The 23,590-nt window shown below is 69.3% G+C and carries 20 protein-coding genes and 1 pseudogene; 9 read left to right on the top strand and 12 right to left on the bottom strand.

Going from position 1 to position 23,590, the window contains the following annotated elements:
- Nucleotides 1-3 precede the first annotated feature (3 nt).
- On the bottom strand, nt 4-1,938 hold the full coding sequence (locus LDO15_RS01860) for a heavy metal translocating P-type ATPase (protein WP_223983421.1): 1,935 nt from the start codon (nt 1,936-1,938) through the stop codon (nt 4-6).
- A gap of 118 nt (nt 1,939-2,056) precedes the next feature.
- Between LDO15_RS01860 and LDO15_RS01865 the strand changes: the two genes are divergently transcribed.
- Both LDO15_RS01865 and LDO15_RS01870 read left to right on the top strand, forming a co-directional pair.
- Nucleotides 2,057-3,031 (top strand): polysaccharide deacetylase family protein, encoded by a 975-nt coding sequence (locus LDO15_RS01865; RefSeq protein WP_223983423.1) that lies wholly within the window; start codon nt 2,057-2,059, stop codon nt 3,029-3,031.
- 58 nt (nt 3,032-3,089) lie between these two features.
- On the top strand, nt 3,090-6,365 hold the full coding sequence (locus LDO15_RS01870) for an HAD family hydrolase (RefSeq protein ID WP_223983425.1): 3,276 nt from the start codon (nt 3,090-3,092) through the stop codon (nt 6,363-6,365).
- Between the two features lie 91 nt (nt 6,366-6,456).
- Here the strand turns inward: LDO15_RS01870 and LDO15_RS01875 are convergent, their stop codons facing one another.
- The 6 genes from LDO15_RS01875 to LDO15_RS01900 all read right to left on the bottom strand — a co-directional run bounded on the left by LDO15_RS01875 (nt 6,457) and on the right by LDO15_RS01900 (nt 11,715).
- Entirely contained in the window at nt 6,457-7,431 is a 975-nt protein-coding gene (locus tag LDO15_RS01875) for a zinc-dependent alcohol dehydrogenase family protein (RefSeq protein WP_263428338.1), read from the bottom strand.
- A gap of 85 nt (nt 7,432-7,516) precedes the next feature.
- A complete protein-coding gene (locus LDO15_RS01880) occupies nt 7,517-8,494 on the bottom strand; it encodes a universal stress protein (RefSeq protein WP_223983429.1) in 978 nt (325 codons plus the stop codon).
- 82 nt (nt 8,495-8,576) lie between these two features.
- Nucleotides 8,577-9,686, bottom strand: coding sequence for a YihY/virulence factor BrkB family protein (locus LDO15_RS01885; protein ID WP_223983431.1), 1,110 nt, complete (start codon nt 9,684-9,686; stop codon nt 8,577-8,579).
- 80 nt (nt 9,687-9,766) lie between these two features.
- Nucleotides 9,767-10,375 (bottom strand): DUF3618 domain-containing protein, encoded by a 609-nt coding sequence (locus tag LDO15_RS01890; RefSeq protein WP_223983433.1) that lies wholly within the window; start codon nt 10,373-10,375, stop codon nt 9,767-9,769.
- An 18-nt stretch (nt 10,376-10,393) separates the two neighbouring features.
- Complete coding sequence (locus LDO15_RS01895; RefSeq protein ID WP_223987689.1) at nt 10,394-10,795, bottom strand: phage holin family protein; 402 nt, start codon at nt 10,793-10,795, stop codon at nt 10,394-10,396.
- A 5-nt stretch (nt 10,796-10,800) separates the two neighbouring features.
- Nucleotides 10,801-11,715 (bottom strand): hypothetical protein, encoded by a 915-nt coding sequence (locus tag LDO15_RS01900; protein ID WP_223983435.1) that lies wholly within the window; start codon nt 11,713-11,715, stop codon nt 10,801-10,803.
- Between the two features lie 224 nt (nt 11,716-11,939).
- On the opposite strand from LDO15_RS01900, the gene LDO15_RS01905 reads away from it, so the two are divergent.
- Complete coding sequence (locus LDO15_RS01905) at nt 11,940-12,905, top strand: fused MFS/spermidine synthase (RefSeq protein WP_223983436.1); 966 nt, start codon at nt 11,940-11,942, stop codon at nt 12,903-12,905.
- Between the two features lie 31 nt (nt 12,906-12,936).
- Here LDO15_RS01905 and LDO15_RS01910 read toward each other — a convergent pair whose 3' ends face one another.
- On the bottom strand, nt 12,937-13,854 hold the full coding sequence (locus LDO15_RS01910) for a LysR family transcriptional regulator (protein ID WP_223983438.1): 918 nt from the start codon (nt 13,852-13,854) through the stop codon (nt 12,937-12,939).
- 131 nt (nt 13,855-13,985) lie between these two features.
- Here LDO15_RS01910 and LDO15_RS01915 point away from each other — a divergent pair, with 131 nt between their 5' ends.
- Entirely contained in the window at nt 13,986-15,368 is a 1,383-nt protein-coding gene (locus LDO15_RS01915) for an MFS transporter (protein WP_223983440.1), read from the top strand.
- Nucleotides 15,369-15,498: 130 nt separating this feature from the next.
- A complete protein-coding gene (locus tag LDO15_RS01920) occupies nt 15,499-16,248 on the top strand; it encodes a 3-hydroxybutyrate dehydrogenase (RefSeq protein ID WP_223983442.1) in 750 nt (249 codons plus the stop codon).
- Between the two features lie 80 nt (nt 16,249-16,328).
- Here the strand turns inward: LDO15_RS01920 and LDO15_RS01925 are convergent.
- From LDO15_RS01925 to LDO15_RS01935, 3 genes and pseudogenes are all read right to left on the bottom strand, one after another.
- Nucleotides 16,329-17,300: pseudogene (locus tag LDO15_RS01925) on the bottom strand (IS30 family transposase); the annotation flags it as partial.
- Between the two features lie 315 nt (nt 17,301-17,615).
- Nucleotides 17,616-18,251 carry a LysE family translocator gene (locus tag LDO15_RS01930; protein WP_223983444.1) on the bottom strand — a complete coding sequence of 212 codons (636 nt, stop codon included), beginning with the start codon at nt 18,249-18,251 and terminating at the stop codon, nt 17,616-17,618.
- 71 nt (nt 18,252-18,322) lie between these two features.
- On the bottom strand, nt 18,323-19,837 hold the full coding sequence (locus LDO15_RS01935; RefSeq protein WP_223983446.1) for an amino acid permease: 1,515 nt from the start codon (nt 19,835-19,837) through the stop codon (nt 18,323-18,325).
- A 360-nt stretch (nt 19,838-20,197) separates the two neighbouring features.
- Between LDO15_RS01935 and LDO15_RS01940 the strand changes: the two genes are divergently transcribed.
- The 3 genes from LDO15_RS01940 to LDO15_RS01950 are packed head-to-tail and all read left to right on the top strand — an operon-like array spanning nt 20,198 to nt 21,833.
- Nucleotides 20,198-20,626: a hypothetical protein gene (locus LDO15_RS01940; protein WP_223983449.1), complete on the top strand. Its 429-nt coding sequence runs from the start codon at nt 20,198-20,200 to the stop codon at nt 20,624-20,626.
- Nucleotides 20,620-20,865 carry a helix-turn-helix transcriptional regulator gene (locus LDO15_RS01945; protein ID WP_223983453.1) on the top strand — a complete coding sequence of 82 codons (246 nt, stop codon included), beginning with the start codon at nt 20,620-20,622 and terminating at the stop codon, nt 20,863-20,865. The genes LDO15_RS01940 and LDO15_RS01945 overlap by 7 nt, the downstream gene beginning before the upstream one ends.
- Nucleotides 20,862-21,833, top strand: a complete 972-nt coding sequence (locus LDO15_RS01950; RefSeq protein ID WP_223983456.1) for an NAD(P)-dependent alcohol dehydrogenase — start codon at nt 20,862-20,864, stop codon at nt 21,831-21,833. Before LDO15_RS01945 ends, LDO15_RS01950 begins: the two co-directional genes overlap by 4 nt.
- Nucleotides 21,834-21,927: 94 nt before the next feature.
- Here LDO15_RS01950 and LDO15_RS01955 read toward each other — a convergent pair whose 3' ends face one another.
- The gene (locus LDO15_RS01955; RefSeq protein WP_223983459.1) at nt 21,928-22,368 is read right to left on the bottom strand and encodes a protein-tyrosine phosphatase family protein; all 441 of its coding nucleotides are present in this window, start codon (nt 22,366-22,368) and stop codon (nt 21,928-21,930) included.
- Nucleotides 22,369-22,560: 192 nt separating this feature from the next.
- On the opposite strand from LDO15_RS01955, the gene LDO15_RS01960 reads away from it, so the two are divergent.
- Complete coding sequence (locus LDO15_RS01960) at nt 22,561-23,481, top strand: IclR family transcriptional regulator (RefSeq protein ID WP_223983462.1); 921 nt, start codon at nt 22,561-22,563, stop codon at nt 23,479-23,481.
- The last annotated feature ends 109 nt before the right edge of the window (nt 23,482-23,590 follow it).

The raw sequence follows: 23,590 nt of genomic DNA on the forward strand, positions 1-23,590 counted from the left end.
GAGTCAGCCCGGTAGCGGGGCCCGCCGTACTTCACGGGGCGCCACTGTGCTGGCCGCGCCGCCGCGCCCGGGGCCGAGGGCGCGCAGGGCGTTGAGGATCGTGGCGAGGTCCACCAGTTCCTGGGACAGGGCACCGGCCACGGCGGGCACGTACCCCGCGGCCGCGGCCAGCATGAGGGCCACGCTCAGTCCGATGCCGATCCAGATGCTCTGCAGGGCCACCTGCACGGTGCGCCGCCCGATCCGTACGGCCGTCGCCACCTTGGAAAGGTCATCGAGGATGATCACGACGTCGGCGGACTCGCCGGCCGCCGTCGAGCCGCGGGCACCCATGGCGATGCCGACGTCGGCGACCGCCAGGACGGGGGCGTCGTTGACGCCGTCGCCGACCATCATGACTGGACGGTCCGGCAGTGATCGGACGGCCTCAACCTTGTCCGGCGGCAGGCACTCGGCGCGGACGTCGGTGAGCCCCGCCTCGGCCGCGATGTGCCGGGCCGTGGCGAGCGCGTCGCCGGTCAGCATGACCGTCCGGCCCACGCCCAGGGCCTTGAGTTCGCCGAGAGTGCGGCGGGTCTCTTTGCGGATGGGATCGCTCATCACCAGGGAGCCCACGAACTCGCCGCCCGCACCGACGTAGATGGCGAGCTCGCCGCTGGCCAGCTCCGCCTCCGCGACGCCGGAGGCCCACTCCGCGACGAACGCGGGCTTGCCCACCACAACATCCTGTCCGTCGAGCCGGGCCCGCACCCCGTGCGTGGCGAATTCGGTGGCCTCGGTGGCGGACGCGAAGGGCAGGGCCCGGGAACGGGCGGCGTCCATCACCGAGGCGGCCAGGACATGCGAGGAATACTGTTCCGCGGACGCCGCCAGCTGCAGGACCTCGTCCTCGGAGCGGGACCCGGCGGTCCGGATGGCCACCAGGGACGGGCGGCCGTAGGTGAGGGTTCCGGTCTTGTCGAAGGCTGCCGTCTTGATCCGGCTCAGCTGTTCCAGCACCCCGGCGTACTTGACGATGACGCCGGAGCGCGCGGCCCGGCTCATCCCGCCGAGGAACGCCACCGGCGCGGCGATCAGCAGGGGGCACGGCGTGGCCACCACGAGGACCTCGGCGAAGCGTTCCGGGCTGCCGCTGATGATCCAGCCCACGGCGCCGAGCACGTAGGCGAGGGCTGTGAACGGCACGGCATAGCGGTCGGCCAGACGGACCATGGGCGCCTTGCTTTCCGCGGCCTCCTTCACGAGGGCAACGATCCGGCTGTACTGCGAATCCTCCATGCGTGCCGTGACCCGCATCCGGACCGCGGCCTCACCGTTCAGCGACCCGCTCATGAGCCCGTCCCCGGCGGACCTTTCCACCGGCAGGCTCTCTCCGGTGAGCGAGGATTCATCGAACGATCCGGATTCGGAGAGCAGGACGCCGTCCAGCGGGACCACCTCGCCGGGCTTGACCAGCAGGATGTCACCGATCTCGACGTCGGTGGCCGCCACGTCCTCGTGCTGGCCGTCAGTGTTGGTGCCGGCAGTGTCGGTTCCGGCGGCGGGGGGCCCGGCAGCGGTGCCGCCGCTGTCGCGTTCCCGGTGCGCCGTCTGCGGGACGCGCTCCAGCAGCGCTGTCAGCTCGCCCTTGGCGCGGCCGGCGGCATAGTCCTCGAGGGCGGTACCGCCGGCAAGCATGAGCACGATGATCATTGAGGCGATGTACTCGCCCACCAGCACCGTGCTGACGATTGCGGTGACGGCCAGGACATCGATGCCGAACTGCCCGCTCGCGAGCCGCCGTGCCATTCCGACGGCGAGGTAGGCCGCCACGGCCAGGGCATAGATGCTCGCGGCGACCCGGGCTATGCCTTCCTGGCCTGCGGCCACCAGGGCCAGCACCGCCAGCAGCGCAACGAGGGTCCCCGCGACGAGCGGATACCGGAGCACGAATTTCACGGATTTTCTTACCTTCGACGGCGTGTCCTCGACTACTTGAATCCTACTGCCCCGCTCCTGCCGCCTGCGGGGGCCTTTGAGCCCTAGCCTGCCGTGGCGCGTGGTGCCAAGGTGAAACATGAGGTTCATGGGCGCGGGCGGCCGGCGCCGGCAACGGGTCGTCGCGGCTGTGGTGGCTCTGGTGGTGCTGCTGCTGGCCGGCGGGGTGGCGGTCCTGATGTGGCAGGGGGCGCCAGGCGCGTCCCCGCCGGTATCCCCGTCTCGATCCGGGCCCGCCTCCGCAACTGGCTCCGCGACTGCCTCTGCGACTGAGATTCCGGCATCTGCGTCGCCGGCCCCCGCCTCGCCGCCCGCCAGCATGCCTGCCACTGCCGTACCTCCCGCCCCGCCCGTACCGCCCGCGCCGCCGGCTTCGGATCTGCCGGCTCCCGCGCCCGTTCCGCCGGCGGCGCCGTTCCCCGCCGCGCTCGCCGGCCGCGACCTCGAAGCAATCCCGGGGGCGGGCCCCGCGGTCGCCCTGACCTTCGACGCCGGCGCCAACTCCGCCGGACTCCCCAGCATCCTGCAGAGCCTCGCCGCCGCGGGCGTGCGGGGCACGTTCTTCCTCACCGGCAGCTGGGCAGCCGCGAACCCCGGCGGCGTGGCGGCGATCGTCGCCGGCGGGCACCGGGTAGGCAATCATTCCATGACGCATCCGGCCTTCACCGGGCTGTCGGATGCCGTCATCGCGGACCAGATCGCAGCGGCCGAACAGGCCATCCGGGCCGCGGGCGCGGACCCGCGGCCGCTCTTCCGCTTTCCCTTCGGCGGCCGCGACGCCCGGACCATCGCCACGGTCAACAGCCTCGGCTACCTTCCGGTGCGCTGGAGCGTCGACACCCTGGGCTGGAAAGGCGCCAGCGGCGGGGTGACGGCGCAACTCGTGGCGGACCGGGTCCTGGCGGCGCTGCGGCCGGGGGAAATAGTCCTGATGCATATCGGGTCCAACCCCGACGACGGGACCACGCTGGACGCCGACGCGCTGCCCCAGGTCATCAGCCGCATCCGCCAGGCCGGCTACGGCTTCACCACCCTCGACGCACTCCTGGGCTGAGCGCAGCCCGGGCCAAACGCCACTGTTACCACGCAGCGATCGCTGATAGGACTGGCCCATGACGGAGTCGCCGACAGTTGCCGCCGCGCTGGCGCCCGTCGACGCCGTGATCTTCGACCTCGACGGCGTCGTGACCGACACCGGCGAACTCCGCGCCGCGGCCTGGAAGCAGCTGGTCGGCGACGTCATCAAGGATCCCCGGTTCCCCGCCGAAGCCCGGTCCGGGCCGCTCACGGACGAGGATTTCGCCCGCTGCATCGAGGGCCGGACCTGGGAGGACGGCGTGGCCACGTTCCTGGCCTCGCGCGGCGTGTCCATCCCCCTCGGCTCGCCCGCGGACAGTCCTGCGGAGTGGACCGCGTTCGGACTCGCGCAGCGCCAGAACGGAATATTCGAAGCCCTGCTCGCTGGCCGGCCTGTCCCGGCGTTCCCGGGTACCGTCGCGCTGCTCGAACGGCTCCGGGCGGGGCGGATCCCGGTGGTCCTCGCCACCTCCAGCCGGAACGCCGCCGCGACCGTGGCCGCCGCGGGCCTCGGCGACGTCTTTGACCACGTCGTGGACGGCCAGACGGCACTGGACCACGACGTCGCCGGAATGCCGGCTCCGGCGCTGGCCCTGGAGGCCGTCCGCCGGCTGGAGCTCACCCCGGCCAGGGCCATGGTCATCGCCGGCGCAGCCGCCGGCGTCGAAGCCGGGCGGCGCGGAGGATTCGGGCTCGTGGTCGGCCTCGACCGGGCCGGGCGGCGGGCCGCGCTGGAAGCCGCGGGCGCCGACGTCGTGGTTGAAGATGTCAGCGAACTGGACATCGGGCTGGTCATCACACACCCGTGGCTGCTGGTCTACGAGGGCTTCGACCCGGCCCACGAGGGGCACCGGGAGGCGCTGACCACCCTCGGCAACGGCTACCTTGCCACCCGCGGCGCCGCCCCGGAACACCGCGCGGGAGAGGTCCACTATCCCGGCAGTTACCTGGCCGGCGTCTACAACAGCCTCGCGAGCGTTGTCCAAGGCGAAGAAACGGTCGACGAGCACATGGTGAACATCCCGGACTGGCTGCCGTTGGATGTCCGGGTCGGCGACGGCGCGTGGTGGTCCGACGGCGGCCTGACGCTCCGCAGCGAACGCCGCACCCTGGACCTCAAACGCGCCCTGCTGAGCAGGGAGGCGCTCCTGGAGGATAACGCCGGGCGGCAGCTCCGGCTGTTCCAGCGCCGGCTCGTATCCATGGCCGAACCCCACCTGGCCGCACTCGAAACCACACTGACCGCCGTCGGATGGAGCGGCACCCTCAGCATCCGCAGCGGTTGCGACACCGGCGTCACCAACTCCAACGTGCCCGAGGACGCCCAACTGGCCAACCGGCACCTGAGCGCGGTGGCGGTGTCCTCGGCGGTTTCTTCGTCGGAGGACGGTTCGGACGCCGCGGAGCTGACGGTTCAGGTGCAGACGACCGGGAGCAGGATCGGAATCGCCCTGGCGCTGCGGACCCGGATTTCCCGCGGCGGACCGCCGCAGCCAGAATCCGGGGCTCCCGGTGGAGCTTCTGGCGGGGATCCCCGCGGGGGCCCGGGCGGGGTTCCCGGCGGCGCGAACGGGGCTGGTGTGATTCCCGAGTCGGCCGGGGGCCTGCACGGGCACCGTTTCGACCTGCAGGTCGCGGACGCCGTCCCCGTCACGGTGACCAAAACGGTCGCCGTCGCCACATCGCGGGACCACGCCATCGCCTCGCCCGGCTCGGCGGCGCTCGCGGTGCTGGCACGCGCACCCCAGGACTTCGAGGCGCTGCTGGCAGAGCATGAGGCGGCATGGAGCCTGCTGCTGGCGCCGTTCATCATTGACTCCGATGCCCCTTCCCAGGCCCAGCTCATCCTGAACCTCCACGTCTTCCATCTTTTGCAGACGCTCACCACCCACACGGCCGAGCTCGACGCCGGAGTCCCGGCCCGCGGTCTCCACGGCGAGGGCTACCGGGGGCACATCTTCTGGGATGAACTGTTTGTCCTGCCGGTCCTGAACTCGCGGCTGCCCGCGGTGGCCCGCGAGCTGATTGACTACCGCTGGCGGCGGCTGGGGACCGCGCGGGATGCGGCCCGGAAGGCCGGGCTGCGCGGCGCCCTCTTCCCGTGGCAGAGCGGCAGCGACGGCACCGAGCAGACGCCCAAGTTCCTGTTCAACAAGCTCTCCGGGCACTGGGTGCCGGACTACTCGCACCTGCAGCGGCATGTCGGCCTGGCGGTCGCCTACAACGCATGGCAGTACTTTGAGGCAACCCAAGACCGGGGCTGGCTGACCCGGCACGGTGCCGAGATCGTGGTGGATGTGGCCAGGCTGTTCGCCTCCCTGGCCGAGCACGATGCGGCGGAGGACCGGTTCCATATCAGGGGTGTCATGGGGCCCGATGAGTACCACACCGGCCATCCGGGCAACCCCGGCGGCGGCCTGGACGACAACGCGTACACCAACGTCATGGCGGCCTGGGTGTTTGACCAGGCGGTGTGGATCATGCATTCCGTGCAGGGCTTCGACATGGAGGAGCTGCGGTCACGGCTGGGAATTACGGGCGCGGAAATCGACGCCTGGGGGCACCTGAGCCGGCGCATGTTCGTGCCCTTCCACGACGGCGGCATCATCAGCCAGTTCGACGGCTACGGCTCACTCCGGGAACTCGACTGGAAGCACTACCGCCGCGCCTACCGGAACATCGAGCGGCTTGACCTGATCCTCGAAGCCGAAGGGGACAGCCCCAACCACTACCGGCTGGCCAAACAGGCCGACGTCCTCATGCTCCTGTACGTCCTGGGCGAGGACCAGCTCCTGGGCTTCCTGCGCAGGATGGGCTACGCCGTCGAGCCGGCCCAGATCGCGGCCACCGTGGACTTCTACCTGGCGCGGACGGCGCACGGTTCCACCCTGAGCCGGGTCGCCCATGCCTCGGTGCTGGCCCAGCATGATCCGGAGCGCGCGTGGGCGACCTTCCGGGAGGCCCTGGACACGGACCTGGACGACACGCAGGGCGGCACCACGAGTGCGGGCATCCACTTGGGGGCCATGGCGGGCTCGATCGACGTGGTCCAGCGCAGCTTCGCCGGGCTTCGGATCACCCGGGACGCCCTGGACTTCACCCCGCGGCTGCCGGCCGAGCTGTCCCGGGTGGAATTCCAGGTCCGCTACCGTGACCAGCTGCTGGCCGTGCACCTCGGGCGCGACCGGCTGCGGGTCTCCGCCGCGCCGGGGGACGCGGCTCCCGTGCTGGTGCGGGTCGGCGCCGAGAAAGTGTTGCTCCGGGCAGGCCAGGAGCACGAGTTCCGCCGGGACGCCGGGCCGCGGGGGTGATGCCCGGCAGATGCCCGGCCGACGCCCTGCCGACGCCCTGAGCGGGTGCGTTGGGGCGCCTTTGGGGCGCCGCGCGTGCGCTTCTTTCGGGCTACGCCGTGTCCATGTGCAGCACGGCCGCCCCCGTGATCCGATCCTCCGCCAGATCCCGCAGAGCCTGATCCGCGGCATCGAACGGGTACGCCACCGTGGTGGGACGGAGCGGGATCTCTGCGGCAATCCGGAAGAACTCCTCGCCGTCGGCCCTGGTATTGGCCGTGACGCTGCGCAGCTGCCGTTCTTGGAAAAGCTCGTCGCTATAGTGCAGGGGCGGGATGTCGCTGAGGTGGATGCCCGCGACGGCGAGTGTCCCGCCGCGGTCCAGGGCGCGCAGGGCGACCGGCACCAGCCCGCCTGCGGGGGCGAAAAGGATGGCGGCATCCAGGGGATCCGGAGGCTGTTCCTCAGCCCCGCCGGCGAACGTCGCACCCAGATCCAGGGCCAGCTTGCGCGCCTCCGCGGACCGGGTCATGACGTACACGCGGGCACCGCGGTACTGGGCGATCTGGGCGGCCAGGTGCGCGGAACCGCCGAAGCCGTAGATGCCCAGCCGGCCGCCGATCGGCAGCTCGGCGCGGCTCAGCGCACGGAAGCCGATGATGCCCGCGCACAGGAGCGGTGCGGCCTGCTCGTCGCTGAACGTGTCCGGGATCCGGTAGGCGAAGTCCTCGGCCACCGTGACGAGCTCGGCGTACCCGCCGTCGCGGTCCCAGCCGGTGAACGTGGGGGACAGGCAGAGGTTCTCCTGGCCCCGCAGGCAGAACCGGCAGGCGCCGCACGTGCTGCCCAGCCACGCAACCCCTACCCGTTCGCCAAGACCGAACCTGACCGCCCCCGGGCCGAGCCCGATCACCTCGCCGACGACCTCGTGGCCCGGTATGGTCCCGGGGTGCCGCGGCTCGAGGTCGCCCTCGGCCAGATGCAGGTCCGTGCGGCACACACCGCAGACCCGCACTTTCAGGAGGACCTCCCCGCGCCCCGGCCGGGGATCCGGGCAGTCGGCTGCCACCAGGGGGCCGCTGGACATGGGCCCCGGCCGTCCAACCCGCCAGGCTCGCACCGCTGCCTCCTTTTCTGCAGTCCCTGCTGTTCCGAATCAGATCCTGCGGCGGCTATCGGCTGACCAGGACGTTGCAGTGCGCCTTGTGCAGCACGGCGGACACCGTGTTGCCGGGGCCCGCCGAGGGGTTGTGGGTCCCGAGCACCAGGACGTCGGCGTCGTCGGCGGCGGTGAGCAGCTCCCGGGCAGCCGCATGGCCCTCGAGGAGGAGCCCGGAGACCTCCAGCCCCGGCGCCAGCTTCCGGGTGTCGTCGACGGCACGGTCCAGCAGCTCCTGGCCGGGGTGCCTGGCATGGCGGCCGTGCTCATCCCGCGTCCCGAACCGCTGCGGATCCACGTGGACGAGGTGCAGCGAGTCGCCGAGGACTTCTGCCAGCTGGATCGCGTCGGCCACGGTGGCAGGGCTGCGGGGGGAGTCATCGACTCCCACCACGACGGGGTGCCCGGGTCGGCGCGGGCGCCGGATCACCATCACGGGGCAGTGCGCGGAGCCGGCCAAATCAAGGCAGACCGACCCCGCCACCGGGCCCAGCACGGCGCCAAGCCCCCGGCTGCCGACTACCAGCAGCCGGGCGTCCCGGGCGGCGTCGCGCAGCACGGGCGCGGCGAGCCCGGCCTCCATGACGCCGTCGACGACGGGCCCGGCGCGTCCCTGCCCTGTGGCGGACGGTCCTGTGACTGACACGGCACGATGGACGCCGGGCTCAGCCCCGGCTGTTTCCGTCGCTGTTGATTCGGCGGGTTGGGCGGCGGGGGCGCCCCCGGTTGCTTCCAGGACGGCGCTGCGGGCCAGTTCGACGCCCTCAGCGAGGATGGCTTCGGCGGAGTGCCGCAGCCCGCTGCCGGCCACTCCCTTGACGGGGCCCAGATTCTTGGTGAATACCGGCCACACCCACGCATGGACCACCCGGAGGTCGAGCCCGGTGGCGGCCGCGTACCCGGCAGCCCAGCGGACGGCGAGCTGGGCGGCCTCGGACCCGCCGTAGCCGACTGCCACGATGCCGCCGTCATGACCCGCGGGTGACGTCATTGTTCCTCCCGGCTCGGCGGACGCCACCCCTTCGCCCGGCTGTACGTGCAGCCCCCAGTACAACGCCGCGCTCCGGGAATGGCTAGGGGCTTTGGTCCCGCGGGCTGCCGTGCTGCTCGCGCAGCTCGCGTCCGCGCCGGATGTCTTCTTCCTCCCGGGCCTGCAGCTTGTCGCTCTGTTTGGTGTCCCGGGGCGGCAGCTGGATGGTCTTTTCGGCCTCGATTCCTGCCTGCAGCTGGCGGCCGCGCTCCATCTCGGCGTCGAACTCTGCACCGAACAGCAGTGACATGTTCAGGATCCAGAGCCACAGCAGCGAGATGATCACACCGCCAATGGCACCGTAGGTCTTCTCGTAGCTGTTGAAGTTGGCCACGTAGAAGGCGAAGGCCAGGGATGCAAGCAGGAAGATCACCAAGGCGATTGCGGAACCCATGCTCAACCAGCGGAACTTGGGTTGCTTCACGTTCGGTGTGGCGTAGAAGAGGATGGCGATTGCCAGGATCACGAGCAAGAGCACCACCGGCCACTTGAGGATGTTCCACGCCGTCAGGACGGCCTCGCCCAGGCCGATGGCGTTCCCGACGGCCTCGGCCACCGGTCCGCTCAGGACAAGCATGGCTGAGAGCACGAGAACGATCAGCACGGTCGCAATAGTCACGACGAGCATGGTGCCCCGTAGCTTGATGAACGGCCGGCCTTCGTCGATTTCGTAGATCCGGTTCATTGCCCGGCCAAACGCTCCGACATAGCCGGAGGCGGACCAGAGGGCGGTGAGGATGCCAATGACCAGGGTTAGTCCGGCGGCGGAGGAGCTGCTGAGCTGCTCGACGGGCTGGCGGATGGCGCCCACAGTTTCCGCAGGCGCGAAGCCTTGGACGATCTCCAGGAGCGCGGACGTGGTCTTCCCGGCCTGCCCGAAAATGCCAAGCAAGGACACCAGGGCCAACAGCGCCGGGAAGATCGAGAGGACCGAGTAGTAGGTCAGGGCCGCGGCGAGATCGGGGCACTGGTCCTTCGTGAACTCGCGCAGCGTCTTCCTGGCGATGTACTTCCACGAGGGCCTGGTGATGTCGGCGGGGCTGCCCGGTTTGCGGGAGTCGTCCGGTGCGGGCGCCGTGCGGGCTTTGGCGGTGCTGCGCTCCTGGGTTTCGGCGTCGATGGGAGTGTCTGCCTCGGCGGAGTTCTTGGACATGCGAATTCCCTTCGGGGTTAAGTGCAGCGGCCGGCCGTCCGGCGGGTGAGCGCTGGACGGCCGGCCGGGTTCGAACGGGATCAGGCCTGCTGGACGTTATCCCGGGCCTCGACTGTCCGATCCTTGACGTCCGCCACTGCGCCGTGGCCCTCGGCCTTGACGTGCTCGGTGGCGTCGGCGGCGGTGGCCTTGACGTTTTCCATCGCGGCCTGGGCAGGCTCCCTGAGGCCTTCCGCCACGTGTTTGGCGGCCTCGGTGAGTTCCGTGGTAACGGGTTCGGCCGCGGTCTTCAGGGCATCCGCGGCTTCGCGTTCCTTCTGGCTGGCCGGGATGAGGGAGGAGACCAGCAGGCCCGCCCCGAACGCAATCAGGCCTGCCGCCAGGGGGTTGCCCCGGGTCTTGGTCTTGACGCGCGTGGGGGCATCGCCGATTGCGGAGCCGGCATCACTCAGGTGGGCACCGGCACTGCCGGCGGCGGAGTGCATGGTGTCCGTGGAATGGTCGGCTGCGCCCATGACTTTCTCCTTCACTCCGAAGACGGCATCTTTGACGTTTTCCTTGACTCTGTCGGTTTGCCGCTGGACGATGTGCGACGGCGTGACCTTGTCCGCCACGGCGTCGACGTTGGTGCCGAGCCGCGCGCGGGTTGCTTCGATATCTGCTCGGATGACATCCGGGTTTTCACTCATCGTTATTCCTCGCTGGAACTAGGAGTTGGGTTTAAGCGTGGGCGGGATTTCCTGCAGGGTCTCGCTGGTCTGGGGCATGCCCTTGACCGCCTTGAGTTCCTTGCGCCCCTTGGCGGCCAGGATCGCGGCGACGATTCCCCAGATGACGGCGACGACGACGGCCGACCAGCCCAGCCCCATGACCGTCCCGAGCGCCCACCAGAGCGCCAGGGACAGGAACAGGAGCACGAAATGGCCCGCGACGCCGGCCCCGGCGAGCATTCCGGCGCCCTTGCCGGCCCGGGCCGCCGACTGCTTCAGTTCGATCTTGGCGAGCTCCACTTCCTGCCGCATCAAAGTGGACATGTCCCGCGTGACGTCGCCCAGCAGGTCACCCAGGGACGAGGTTTCCGCCTTGGCGTGGGCGGCAGTGGGAGGCATCTCACTCATCGACGGCCGCCGTCGAAGGGGTCGTCACGCAGAGCCGCGCGGTCGGCTGTTGCGCGGTAGGGCTCCGCGTCGACAGGGTTCGCCGGCCACGGGTCACTTTCCGTGGTTTCCTCGGCCAGCGGGTTGGGCGGATAGGTCTCTGCGAAGCCCGCCGTCGTCGTTTCCGGAGCCGGCATCTGTACCGGCGGCGGCGGAACCGCCATTCCGGTGTCGGGTACCCGGCTGATCGGCGCCCCGGCGGTACCGGCGGTTGTTCGCGTGCCGGCCGTCGCGGCGGAATCGGGGGCGCCGGCGCTCAGGCTGCGGCTGAGCCGGCCGGCCAGGACACCCGCGCCCGCCGCGAGCAGCAGGAAGGTGCCGGGCTTTTGCCGGGCAAAGTGCTTGACCTCGTTGAGCAGCGATCCGGGATCCCGGGCGTCGAGCCAGTTGGCGACGGCGGAGGACCGCTCGGCTGCCTGACGTACGAGGTCCGTGGCTACGCCGGGCTGGCCGGAAGCCGCGGCCATGGTGTGGAGCTCGGTCGAGACGGAGCGCAGGCCTTCGGCCACCTTCACCTGCTGGGCGCCGGCCTGGTCCGTGAGGTCAGATTTCGCCTGGTCGAGCAGGTCACGGGCGTTGGTCCTGACCTCGGCGGCAACATGGGCGGCCTCGGACTTGGCCGTTTCAGCCACGTTCTGGGCCGAATCTGCGGCCTGGCGGGAGACTTCGGCGGCCTCATGCTTGGTGGTATCGGTTGTGGAAGCGCCGGTTGCCGGTTCCGGGGGCGAGGTTATCGGTGCACCACTGGGTGTCGCGCTATAGATTTCGCCGTCGGCGACGGGCGGAAAGGTTGATGCCTGCCGGAGAGGAGTCTGCTGGGTGGCCGTAGGGGTGCCGAGGCTCCCATCCTGGGGCCATGGGTTCTGTGTCATCTTCGCTCTCTTTCAAAAAGATCGGCTGCTGATCAGAAGCCAGCAATACTGGAGTACTAATGGTAAGCATGATTACTAATAAATAGTAAGTACCCTTGCTTGTTGATTTGATGCGGCCGCGGCGGGCCGTTTGCGCCGTCCGCCGCTAGCCTTGTCCACAGGCCGGACTGGCCGGAAGCCCCGGTGAACTAGGGTTGAACCATGGACAACGCGGGGGATATCTGATGGCCAAGCGGGGCAGGGGCCGGGGCGCCGGAACCGCCGGGCCCGGAGTGGTGGAGGTGCCCAAAGGGTCCCGACCGGCCGGCCCCGTGGCCGGGGTGTATTACATCGACACCGGGGATTGTGAGCTGATCCCGGACCAGGACAATTCCACCGGCTGGCTCCTGCGCATCAACGGGGTCATGAGCTCGCACATTGACCTCGCAGACCCTTTGTTCCTGGACTTCGAGTACATGCGCTGGATCGCCGCCCTGGTCGAATCACGCTGGCCCCGCGATTCACGGCCCAAGCTGCGCGCCCTGCACCTTGGCGGCGGAGCATGCTCACTGGCCCGCTATTTCCACGCCGCCTATCCCGACGCCCGCCAGGTGGTGGTGGAGCTGGACGGCAAGCTGGCCGACTACGTCCGGGGCTGGTTTGACCTGCCCAAGGCCCCGCTGCTGCGCCTGCGGGTGGGGGAGGCCCGCGAAGTCACCGAGAGCCTGACCCCGCAGACCCGGGACCTGATCATCCGCGACGTCTTCGCCGGCTCGCTGACCCCGCGGCCGCTCACCACCCGGGAATTTACGGAGCACGCCAAGCGCGTCCTGGCGCCGGCCGGGGTGTACGTGGTGAACTCCGGCGACGCCCCGGACCTGAAGAATGCCCGCGAGGACGCCGCCACCATAGCGGACGCCTTCGCGCACACCATGCTCATCGCGGACCCGGCCATGCTCAAGGGCCGCCGCTACGGCAATATGATCATGGCCGGCAGCGACCGCCCGTTCGACGACGATCCGGGCCTGGCGCGCCGCCTCCTGGGCGGCGGGGTGCCCGCGCACATCTGGAACGACGAGAAGGTGCGGGCGTTCGCGGCCGGCGCAGCCGTCCGCCACGACCCGGCAGATTCCGCCCCCGCCGTCGCCCCTGCCCGGACCCCGGCTGAATCGCCCGCCGGGACCCCCGCTGACCCGCCGACCGCTCTGTAGCCGGCCGGCCGTCGGCGCCCGGTAACGGCGCCTACTGGGTGACCGGCCGGGATCCGCCCCGGCCCAGCAGGGCGTCGCGGTGCGCCGCCGTTTGTTCGCGCAGCGCCTGCACGAGGGCCGCCACGGCCGGCCGGCGCATCGAATCGGGCCGGAGCACCATCCAGTAGGGGAGCAGCTCCGCGAATTCCTCCGGCAGGAGCCGGACGAGGTCCGGATGCAGGTCGGCCGCGAAGCAGGGCAGGAACCCGATCCCGGCGCCGGCGCGGGTGGCCTCCACATGGACAAAAACGTTGGTGGAGCTCAGCCCGTCCCGCATGGCAGGCACCAGCCGCCGCGGGGCATCCAGATCGTCCACCTGCAGCATCGAATCGACAAAGTACACGAGTGAGTGGGCCGTCAGTTCCTCGACCGTGGCCGGCGTCCCGTACTCGGCCAGGTAGCCGCGAGAGGCGTACATTCCCAGCATGTACTCGCCGAGCTGCGCGGCTTCGGCCCGGTGCACCTGCGGCTCGCCCACCACCACCTCGATGTCCAGCCCGGAGCGCTGCTGGAGCGCCCGGCGCGTCACGGTGATGATCTCGACGCTGAGGCCGGGATGGTCGCGGCGGAGCCGGGCCACGGCCGGGGCGGCGATGTAGGCGCTGAAGCCGTCCGTGGCGGTCATCCGGACCACTCCGGTGATGGGATCCGGGGTGTGCCCGGGCTGTTCCAGGGTGCGCACGGCGCTTTCCACCTGCTCGGCCACCCGCACTGCCTCGGCGCCGAGCTCGGTGAGTTCCCAGCCGCCCGAGGCGCGCGAGAGCACCCGGCCGCCCAGCGCCTTCTCCAGCGCCGCGATCCGCCGGGAAACGGTGGTGTGGTTCAGCCCGAGCGTCTGGGCCGCCGTCGTGAATTTCGCCGAACGGGAGACGGCGAGCAGGACCAGCAGGTCATCGGGATTGGCTTTCATATCTGCAATTTTGCACATACAGGGTGCCGGTTTGGCCATTGAATCGCCGCAAATGTGCGGCAATACTCAATGGAGCCATTTCAGTGCTGTGCGTCACAGCGCGTGTCACCGTGGACACTAAGGAGAACCAGATGAGCGTAAACGAACGCTCTGCAACATCCCCCGCCGCACCCGCATCCAAGGGTTCCGGGCTCAAGAAGATCGTCGCAGCATCGATGGTGGGAACCGTCGTCGAGTGGTACGAATTCTTCCTCTATGCCACCGCCGCCACCCTGGTGTTCGGCAAGTACTTCTTCCCGCCCACCGGCAACGAGCTGGACGGCATCATCCAGGCGTTCCTGACCTACGCCGTCGGCTTCGTGGCCCGCCCGCTGGGCGGCATTGTCTTCGGCCAGATCGGCGACAAGCTGGGCCGCAAGCCCACCCTGCAGCTCACCATCATCATCATCGGTGTCTCCACCTTCCTGATGGGCTGCCTCCCGGGCTTCGCCACCCTCGGCTACCTGGCGCCGGCCCTGCTGGTCTTCCTGCGCTTCATCCAGGGCTTCGCCCTGGGCGGGGAATGGGGCGGCGCCGTGCTGCTCGTCGCCGAGCACAGCCCCAACAAGTCCCGCGGTTTCTGGTCCAGCTGGCCCCAGGCCGCCGTCCCGGTGGGCAACCTGCTGGCCACCCTGGTCCTGTTCATCATGTCCAACGTGCTCAGCGCCGCCGACTTCCTCGGCTGGGGCTGGCGCGTGGCGTTCTGGCTCTCCGCCGTGATCGTGTTCGTCGGTTACTACATCCGCACCCACGTCTCCGAGTCGCCGATCTTCCTCGAGGCCAAGGCCCAGCTGGAAGAGGAACAGTCCGTCAGCTACGGCGTCCGTGAAGTCATCCGCAAGTACCCCAATGGCATCCTGCAGGCCATGGGCCTCCGGTTCGCGGAAAACATCATGTACTACCTCGTGGTCAGCTTCGCGATCGTCTACCTCAAGAGCGTGCACAAGTACGACACCTCCTCGCTGCTGCTCGCCCTGCTGATTGCCCACGTCGTGCACTTCCTGGTGATCCCGCAGGTCGGACGCCTCGTGGACAGCTGGGGCCGCAAGCCCGTCTACCTGGTCGGCGCCATCACCGGTGCCACCTGGCCGTTCTTCGCCTTCCCGATGTTCGACACCCGCAACCCGGTGGTCATCGTCCTGGCCGTCACGATCGGCCTGTGCCTGCACGCCTTCATGTACGCCGGCCAGCCGGCCCTCATGTCGGAGCTGTTCCCGACCCGGATGCGCTACGCCGGCGTCTCCCTGGGCTCGCAGGTCACCTCGATCTTCGCCGGTTCGCTGGCGCCGCTCCTGGCCACCCAGTGGCTCAAGGACACGGGCTCCTGGCTGCCGACCGCGATCTACCTGGTGGTCGCCTGCGCCATCACCACCGTCGCGGTGCTGAGCCTGAAGGAAACCAAGGGCATCGCCCTCGAGGACGTGGACCGGGCCGACGCCGAACGCGAAGGCCTGCCCGTAGCAGCCATGCGCTGAGCTGCTTGGGTCACCGGGCTGCCTGAGTTTTTTGGGCCTGCGCGGGTGACCGTGCTGCTTGAGTTTGGGCCGGCTCCAGCCACGCTGGAGCCGGCCGCCTCTTTGGATTTTGGATATGGAAGGCTGAGTTATGGAAAACACGCTTAACGGACGCAAGGCACTGGTCACCGGCGGAGCCGGCGGGATCGGCGCAGCCAGCGTCCGCGCCCTGGCCGCACGCGGGGCCAAGGTGGTGATCGCGGATGTGGACGAGTCCGCCGCCGCGGCCCTCGCCGACGAGGTCGGCGGCACCTCGTGGGCCGTCAACCTGCTGGACGTCGAATCCCTCCAGACGCTCAGCCTGGACTGCGACATCCTGGTAAATAACGCCGGAATCCAGCGCATCAGCCCCATCGAGGAGTTCGATCCGGCCGACTTCCGCCGCATCGTCACCCTCATGCTCGAGGCGCCGTTCCTGCTGATCCGGGCCGCGCTGCCGCACATGTACGCCAACAACTTCGGCCGCATCATCAACCTGTCTTCCGTCCACGGCCTCCGGGCCTCGCCGTTCAAGAGCGCCTACGTCTCGGCCAAGCACGGACTGGAGGGACTGAGCAAGGTGACTGCGCTCGAAGGCGGCGCGCACGGCGTCACCTCCAACTGCATCAACCCCGGGTATGTCCGCACGCCCCTGGTCGAGTCGCAGATCGCGGATCAGGCCAAGGTGCACGGCATCCCGGAAGCTGAAGTCCTCGCCAAGATCATGCTGACCGAATCAGCGGTGAAGCGCCTCGTGGAGCCCGAGGAAGTGGCGTCCCTCGTGGCGTGGCTGGCATCGGACGACGCCGGCATGGTCACCGGCGCCAGCTACACCATGGACGGCGGCTGGTCGGCGCGGTAGCCGCCGCCCAACACCAACGCGGGGTCACTTACGGCCCATAATCCTCGGGCAAAGTCAATCAGTGGTAGCAACGCGGGGGGTTAGGCTGCGTGCAGCAGCTGGTTCAGCCGGTTGGCTGGGGTTTCCAGGTTCAGGGTGGGCCGGGGCCGGCGGTTGAGTTTCGCGGCGACCTGCCGGAGGTCCTCCGGGGTGTGAACGGAGAGGTCCGTGCCTTTCTCGAACCAGAACCGCAGGAGCCGGTTGGTGTTCTCGTTGGTCCCGCGCTGCCAGGGCGAGTGCGGGTCGCAGAAGTAGAGCGTGGTGTCCAGGGCGGTTTGGATCCGGGCGTACTCGGCCAGTTCCGTGCCGCGGTCCCAGGTGATTGAGCGGCGCAGGTGTTCCGGGAGGCTGGCCATCTCCCGGATCATCGCGGCAGCGACGGTGTCGGCGGTATGGTCCCCGGGAAGGTGGAGGAGGATCGTGAACCGGGTCGAGCGTTCCACCAGGGTGCCGATCGCGGTCCCGTCGGAGCCGATGATGAGATCACCTTCCCAGTGGCCCGGGACGGCCCGGTCCTGGACCTCGGCCGGGCGCTCACTGATCTTGAACGCTTCCTTGTAGGGGCTGTTCTTGGTCCGGTCCGCGGCGTGGGGAACCCGTTGCTTCCGCTTCAAGCTGAGCTTCTCGGCCAGATCTGCCCGCAGACTTCCGCGGGATTGGACGTATAACGCCTGGTAGATCGTTTCGTGGCTCACCTGCATAGTCTGATCGTCGGGGAAGTAGAAGGCCAACATCGCCGAGATCAGTTTCGGGCTCCACCCGTCATCCATCCACACCCCGATCAGCCGGCAGAGCGTCTCGTCCCCGGCCAGCTTCAGCGGTTTGGGCCGGCGCCGGCCCTGATGGGCCTTCGTGTGGGCGACCGAGGCGTAATACACCCCGTCCGCGCTGGTGTTCCGGTTCACTTCCCGCCAGACCACCGACTTGTCCCGGCCAATGGCCTCGCCAATTGCGGCGTAGCTGAGCCCGCTGCGCCGGCCCATCTGGATCATCCCCCGCTCAGCCAGATTCAACGCCCGGCCCCCCGGACCTTCCACCGTCGGTGCCGGATCCGCAAGACCGCCGACCGCCCCCATGTTCACAGCCATCATCTGGCCAGACTGCGCCCACCACCGCCTTCCGGTCCCATGCATGACCCCGACACGCCGGGCCGCGGCGACTATCGACATCCCACCGCACACCATGTCAACGAAGTCGGTGCGGGTATTCGGAGGAAACAACTTGACCATAAAACGCTCCATCGATCAGAGCGTTGCTACGACCATATGACTTTGCCGGGCATTAATGGGCGCGAAGTGACCCCGCGTTGCTCTGCTGGAGGAGTGGGGCTAATCCTTGGTGCCCGTCAGGGCCAGGGTGCCGCCCAGCCCGATCATCATCACGCCGCCGGTGGTGCTGAGCGCGGCGATCCGGCGGGGCGACCGGGCAAACCAGTGCCGTGCCGTTCCCGCCGCGAGGGCCCACGCGCTGTCGGACGCGAGGGCGATCAGCAGGAACACCGCCCCCAGGGTGCCGAGCTGCACCGGAATCGCGCCGGCGGAATAGTCCACAAACTGCGGGAGCACGGCAACGAAGAAGACAATCGACTTCGGGTTGGTTGCGCCCACAATGAAGCCTTCCCGGAGCACCCGGGCGGTGGACGACGGGTTGGCGGGGGCCGCCGCCGCCGCGCCGCTGCCGCGGTGCCGGATCGCCTGGATCCCGAGGTACACCAGGTAGGCGGCGCCGGCGAACTTCACCACGCTGAAGAGCAGAAGGGACTGGGCCAGCACCACTCCCACGCCCAGCGCCACCGCGGCGATCTGGACCACTTCGCCGGCCGCGTTCCCCAGGACGCTCAGCAGGCCGCCCTTGCGTCCCAGGGCCAGGGTCCGTCCGATCACGAACAACACGCTGGGCCCCGGGACGGCGATCAGCACGAGGGCGGCAAGGGCAAAGGTTAGAAGGTTGGCGGCGGGAACCATGCCTGATCTTAACCCCGCGGGGACGCTTCCGGGAGACCGTTGGGGTTGCCGGAAGCGCCCGGGCGGCACCGTTACCGTCCGGCGGGAACCTGCGGGAGCTGCGCCGTTTCGTCGGCGAGTTCCGCCCGCGCCCGGCCGTGGCCGCGGACCCAGAGCCGGTAGGCAAGCACCAGGAGGCCGAGCCAGACGGCGCCCACATACAGCGCCACCCGGGTGTCCTCGAAGGCGCCCAGGATCACGATCACGAGGGCCATGAACGCGATGGTCAGAACGGACGCGGCAGGCCACCACGGGGACGGGAACTCCGACGCCGGCAGGCCCTTGCGGGCAATCTCGCGTTTCATGGCGACATGGGAGGCCAGGATCATGGCCCAGACCCAGACGGTGGCAAAGGTCGCGATTGAGGCGATCAGCAGGAAGACATCCTCCGGGATCACGGCATTAAGGACCACTCCCACCAGCAGGATGCCCGTCATCATCACCACGGTCATCCACGGCACGCCGTGACGGGAGACCTTGCCGAAGCTCGCCGGGGCGTGGCCCTGCCGGGCCAGGCCGAAAAGGATCCGGCCGGCACCGAAGATGTCGCTGTTGACGGCAGAGAGCGCCGCCGTGATCACTACGGCGTTGAGGATGTGGGGAGCCGCCGGGATGCCCAGGCTGCTGAAGATCTGCACGAAGGGGCTGCCGTTGCTGCCGATTTCGTCCCACGGGAACAGGCTCATCAGCACGCCCAGGGTCAGCACGTAGAACAGCAGGACGCGCACGGGGACGGTGTTGACGGCCTTGGGGATGACCTTCTTCGGGTCGGCGGCTTCACCGGCGGTGATGCCGAGGGTCTCCACCCCGCCGAACGCGAACATCACCACCGCGAAGGAGGCGAGGAGCCCTTCGAAGCCGTTGGGGAATAGGCCCCCGTGCTCCACGAGGTTGCCCAGCCCGGGCGCCACGGTGGCTCCGCCGGTCTGGAATCCGAAGACGATGATTGCCGCGCCGCCCGCGATCATGGCGATGATGGCCGCCACCTTGATCAGGGAGAACCAGAACTCCAGTTCGCCGAAGACCTTGACGCTGAGCAGGTTCAGGGCCGCCAGGAAGAAGATGATCGCCAGGACCCAGACCCAGCGCTCCACCCCGGGGAACCAGAATCCCATGTAGATGCTGAAGGCCGTGACATCCGCGATGGCCACGATCGCCATCTCGAACACGTAGGTCCAGCCGGTCACGAACCCGGCCAGCGGCCCCAGGTAACGGCTCGCGTACTGGCCGAAGGACCCGGACACCGGATGCCGCACCGCCATTTCGCCCAGGGCGCGCATCACCATGAAGACGGCGGCGCCGCCGATCATGTAAGCGAACAAGACGGCAGGTCCGGCCTTCTGGATGGCGGAGGCGGAGCCGTAGAACAGCCCCGTGCCGATCGCCGAGCCCAGGGCCATGAAACGGATGTGGCGGACGTTCAGTCCCCGGCTGAGCACGGAATCGACGGCTGCGCTGACGGCGGCGACCGGACCGCCGGCGTTACCGGCGTTACCGGCGTCCGCTGCGGCAGATGCCGGCTTTGTGGCGGTTTGGGCTTGTTGCATGCGAATACCTTCTCGTCATTGGGAGGGGGATCGCTATCCAGCAGACCATGTCCGGCGCCGCTGTGATGAGGCTCACCGGGACTTCGTGTCTTTGATTTCAGACTGTGCGGCGCCGGGTTTCCCCGCCTTTGCCGGGGCCTGACGGCGTGTGGCCCCGCGACGCCGGCGCGTCCCGCCGTCGTGGTGGCAAAGATGGGGAAACCCCGCGGGGGACCACCCCGGGGTTGCCTCCGCCGTCGGACTCAGACCCGGGCAAGTCGAAAACTCTTGACATCATGTCAGGTTTTCTTTACTTTGAGGTGTCAGGTTTGTTTTAGATGCGGCTTGTTTTGCGGCCGGCTCGTTGCGCGGGAGCTGCATATGTCATTTGAAGAGAAGAGCGCCTGGATCATGGGGGTGCTGGCGGCCGGCGCCTATGCGGTGTACCTCGCCGTCGTCCTCGGCTTGGCCCGCACCATGCCGCTCACGGAAGTGCCGTACGTGGCGCCGCTGCTGTGGACGGTCGGCGGTTCGATCGTCCTGTCGATCCTGCTCCACCTGGTGATCCGGGCCCTGTCCGCGAAGGATGCCGGCATGAAGGACCAGCGGGACAAGGAGATCTACCGCTTCGGCGAGTACATCGGGCAGTCGTTCCTCGTGGTGGGGGCCGTGGCGGCGCTCCTGCTGGCCATGGCCGAGCTCGACTACTTCTGGATCTCCAACGTGATCTACCTGGCGTTCGTGCTCTCGGCGATCCTGGGTTCGGTGGCCAAGGTCGTCGCCTACCGCCGGGGCTTCCAGCCGTGGTGAAGCCGACCCGGGTCACGAACTCCATCCGGCGCCTGCGGTTCGAGAACGGCGAGCTGACGCAGGCGGAGCTCGCCGAGCGCATCGGCGTGACCCGGCAGACGGTCATCGCGATCGAGCAGGGCCGATACTCGCCGTCGCTGGAGCTGGCATTCCAGATCGCCCACGTCCTCAAAGTTCCGCTCGACGACGTCTTCCAGTACCCCGGCTCCGCACCCGACTCCGAAGGAGAAGCACCATGAAGGCAATCACCCAGGACACCTACGGTTCTGTCGAGGTGCTCGAGCTGCGTGACGTCGACGCTCCCGTGCCCGGGGATGACGATGTGCTCATCCGGGTCCGGGCGGCCGGCGTCGACCAGGGCGTCTGGCACCTCATGACGGGGCTGCCGTACCTGACCCGCGCGATCGGCTTCGGGCTGACGAAACCGAAGACGCGCATCCGGGGCCGGGCCGTGGCGGGCCGCGTGGAAGCCGTCGGCAGGAACGTGGTCGGCTTCCGGCCGGGGGACGAGGTGTACGGCACCTGCGAGGGATCCTTCGCCGAATACGCGTGCGCGAAGGAAGACAAGCTGGCCCTGAAGCCGAAGAATCTCAGCTTCGAGCAGGCCGCCGCCGTCCCGATCTCCGCCGTCACGGCGCTGCAGGCGCTCCGGGATGTCGGCAGGGTCCAGGCCGGGCAGGAGGTCCTCGTCGTCGGCGCGGCCGGCGGCGTCGGCACCTACGCCGTGCAGCTCGCCAAAGCGTTCGGGGCGCAGGTGACGGGGGTGTGCAGCACCGCGAAGACCGATCTGGTCCGGTCAATCGGCGCGGACCAGGTCATCGACTACAAGCATGACGACTTCGCGGACGGGTCCCGGCAGTACGACCTCATTATCGACATCGCCGGCAACCGACCGCTCTCCGTCCTCCGGCGGGCGCTCGCGCCGAAGGGAACGCTCGCCGTCGTCGGCGGGGAGAACGGCGGACGGCTGACAGGCGGGTTTGAGCGCTCCATCGGCGCGGGGCTGCTGTCCGCGTTCATCGGCCAGCAGCTCAAGGGCGTGATGTCGGTCGAGCGCGCGGAGGACCTCCGGTTCCTGACCGGGCTCATCGAGGCGGGCGCGGTGACGCCCGTCGTGGGCAAGTGCTACGCCCTGGCCGACGCGCCGGCGGCGATCCAGGACCTGCGCGACGGCAATGTCCGCGGGAAGGCCGTCGTCACCATTTGAGCGTCGCGGGGGAGGCCCGGTAGCGGGGTAACGAGCGAACGCCCCACCGGGCAGCGCCAGCGCGGAGTGAACGCCGTCGGGCTTGAGTGCGCCGCTATGGCGTTTCAGGCCGGAAGCGGGCGACGTAGCGCCGTTGCCACGGAGTTTCCACCGTCCGACGTCGGTACTGGCGGCGGACGTAGGCCACCGCCTTGGCGGGCGGTACTCCGTCCAGGATGGCGATGCAGGCCAGCGCGGTGCCGGTCCTGCCGATGCCGCGCCAGCAGGCCACTTCAACCCGCTCGGCCTCCGCCCGGCGCCAGACTTCCCGGAACGCGTCCAGGGCGTCTTGCGGGTCGACCGGGAGCCGCAGGTCGGGCCAGAGCAGCCATCGGGACTCCCAGTCCACCCGGGGCGGCTGTTTGCCGAGCAGGTAGAGGCCGAATTCGGGAAGCGGGCCGTCGGGCAGCGGATAGTGCAGTCCGCGGCCGCGGATGCTCCGGCCGGACGGAAGCACCAGGACGCCGTCCTGGGCTGGCTCCCACGTCTGCTTCATGCTCCAGATCGTAGTCCTTCCGCACCGGCGGCGGGGCCGGGCCGGCTTCCGAAGCGCACGGGTGGGACTGCCGCAGCCGGTATTGTCCGGGATGCCAGACAGCGTCCGCGGACAGCGGTCTGGCGGACAGCCCCGCGCGGGCGCATGCTTAAGTACGGGATACCGGACACCGCCCGTTTTCGAAGAGGACCCATGCCAGCCACCAGTTCCACCCTGAGCCACCTGCCCGCGGCCGCGCCAGCAGCTGAAATTTCCGCCGCCGAGGCCGCCGCTGAGGGCGCCGCCTCGGCCGCTAGCGTGCCGGAGGCCAAGACCGTCCGCCGGAACGCCGGCGCCAAAGTGGCGTCGAAGGTGCCGGCGGCGGAAAACACCCTACGCATCCTCAAACTGTTGGCCTCCAAGCGCGGGCCGATGGCGGCGTCGAACATTGCCACCGCCCTGGGACTGCCGCGCTCCAGCGTCTACCACCTGCTTGGCGTGATGGAGGCGAACGGCTTCGTGCTGCATTTGCACGAGGAGCAGCGCTACGGCCTGGGCATCAGCGCCTTCGAGCTCAGTTCGGCCTATTCCCGCCAGGAGCCGCTGTCCCGGCTGGGCCGGCCCATGCTCGCCTCGCTCGTGGACGTGATCGGCGAAAGCGCGCACCTTGCCGTGCTGCACGGCCGCGACGTGCTTTACATCGTCGAGGAGCGGGCCAAGAACCGCCCGTCCCTCGTGACCGACGTCGGCGTCCGGCTGCCCAGCCACCTCACCGCGAGCGGCCGCGCGATTCTTGCCGCGTTGCCGAAGTCCCAGGTGCGGGCGCTGTACCCGAACGCCGCCGCGTTCACGGCCCGGCACGAAACCGAGTCGCCCATCATGAAGTACTCCGCGCTGTCCTCGCACCTGGACCAGGTGCGGCAGCGCGGCTACGCCACCGAACACGGCGAGGTCACGCCCGGCTTCGGCTCGATCGCCGCCGCCGTGACCGACCACGTCGGGTGGCCGACCGCAGCAGTCGCCGTGACCTTCCTCGAGGACAGGCTGCCCGCGGACCAGTGGCCGGTCCTGGCCGCCCGGGTCCAGAAAGTCGCCGACGAACTCTCGGTCCGGATCCACGGCCGCCCCGCCTGACCCCGCCTGACCGCGCCCCCGACCAACTAGCTGGCAGCAGGGGCCGTTTTGAGCCCCCAAAACGGCCTTAACTGCGACCTAGTTGGGGAGGGGGAGGGTCTGGAATCCC

This window comes from Arthrobacter sp. NicSoilB8, from assembly GCF_019977355.1.
GTDB lineage: Bacteria > Actinomycetota > Actinomycetes > Actinomycetales > Micrococcaceae > Arthrobacter.

Bases quoted from the DNA above. Each gene is read 5' to 3' on its own strand.
- LDO15_RS01865 (WP_223983423.1), top strand. From the start codon at position 2,057: ATGAGGTTCATGGGCGCGGGCGGCCGGCGCCGGCAACGGGTCGTCGCG.
- LDO15_RS01870 (WP_223983425.1), top strand. From the start codon at position 3,090: ATGACGGAGTCGCCGACAGTTGCCGCCGCGCTGGCGCCCGTCGACGCC.
- LDO15_RS01875 (WP_263428338.1), bottom strand. From the start codon at position 7,431: ATGTCCAGCGGCCCCCTGGTGGCAGCCGACTGCCCGGATCCCCGGCCG.
- LDO15_RS01880 (WP_223983429.1), bottom strand. From the start codon at position 8,494: ATGACGTCACCCGCGGGTCATGACGGCGGCATCGTGGCAGTCGGCTAC.
- LDO15_RS01885 (WP_223983431.1), bottom strand. From the start codon at position 9,686: ATGTCCAAGAACTCCGCCGAGGCAGACACTCCCATCGACGCCGAAACC.
- LDO15_RS01890 (WP_223983433.1), bottom strand. From the start codon at position 10,375: ATGAGTGAAAACCCGGATGTCATCCGAGCAGATATCGAAGCAACCCGC.
- LDO15_RS01895 (WP_223987689.1), bottom strand. From the start codon at position 10,795: ATGCCTCCCACTGCCGCCCACGCCAAGGCGGAAACCTCGTCCCTGGGT.
- LDO15_RS01900 (WP_223983435.1), bottom strand. From the start codon at position 11,715: ATGACACAGAACCCATGGCCCCAGGATGGGAGCCTCGGCACCCCTACG.
- LDO15_RS01905 (WP_223983436.1), top strand. From the start codon at position 11,940: ATGGCCAAGCGGGGCAGGGGCCGGGGCGCCGGAACCGCCGGGCCCGGA.
- LDO15_RS01910 (WP_223983438.1), bottom strand. From the start codon at position 13,854: ATGAAAGCCAATCCCGATGACCTGCTGGTCCTGCTCGCCGTCTCCCGT.
- LDO15_RS01915 (WP_223983440.1), top strand. From the start codon at position 13,986: ATGAGCGTAAACGAACGCTCTGCAACATCCCCCGCCGCACCCGCATCC.
- LDO15_RS01920 (WP_223983442.1), top strand. From the start codon at position 15,499: ATGGAAAACACGCTTAACGGACGCAAGGCACTGGTCACCGGCGGAGCC.
- LDO15_RS01930 (WP_223983444.1), bottom strand. From the start codon at position 18,251: ATGGTTCCCGCCGCCAACCTTCTAACCTTTGCCCTTGCCGCCCTCGTG.
- LDO15_RS01935 (WP_223983446.1), bottom strand. From the start codon at position 19,837: ATGCAACAAGCCCAAACCGCCACAAAGCCGGCATCTGCCGCAGCGGAC.
- LDO15_RS01940 (WP_223983449.1), top strand. From the start codon at position 20,198: ATGTCATTTGAAGAGAAGAGCGCCTGGATCATGGGGGTGCTGGCGGCC.
- LDO15_RS01950 (WP_223983456.1), top strand. From the start codon at position 20,862: ATGAAGGCAATCACCCAGGACACCTACGGTTCTGTCGAGGTGCTCGAG.
- LDO15_RS01955 (WP_223983459.1), bottom strand. From the start codon at position 22,368: ATGAAGCAGACGTGGGAGCCAGCCCAGGACGGCGTCCTGGTGCTTCCG.
- LDO15_RS01960 (WP_223983462.1), top strand. From the start codon at position 22,561: ATGCCAGCCACCAGTTCCACCCTGAGCCACCTGCCCGCGGCCGCGCCA.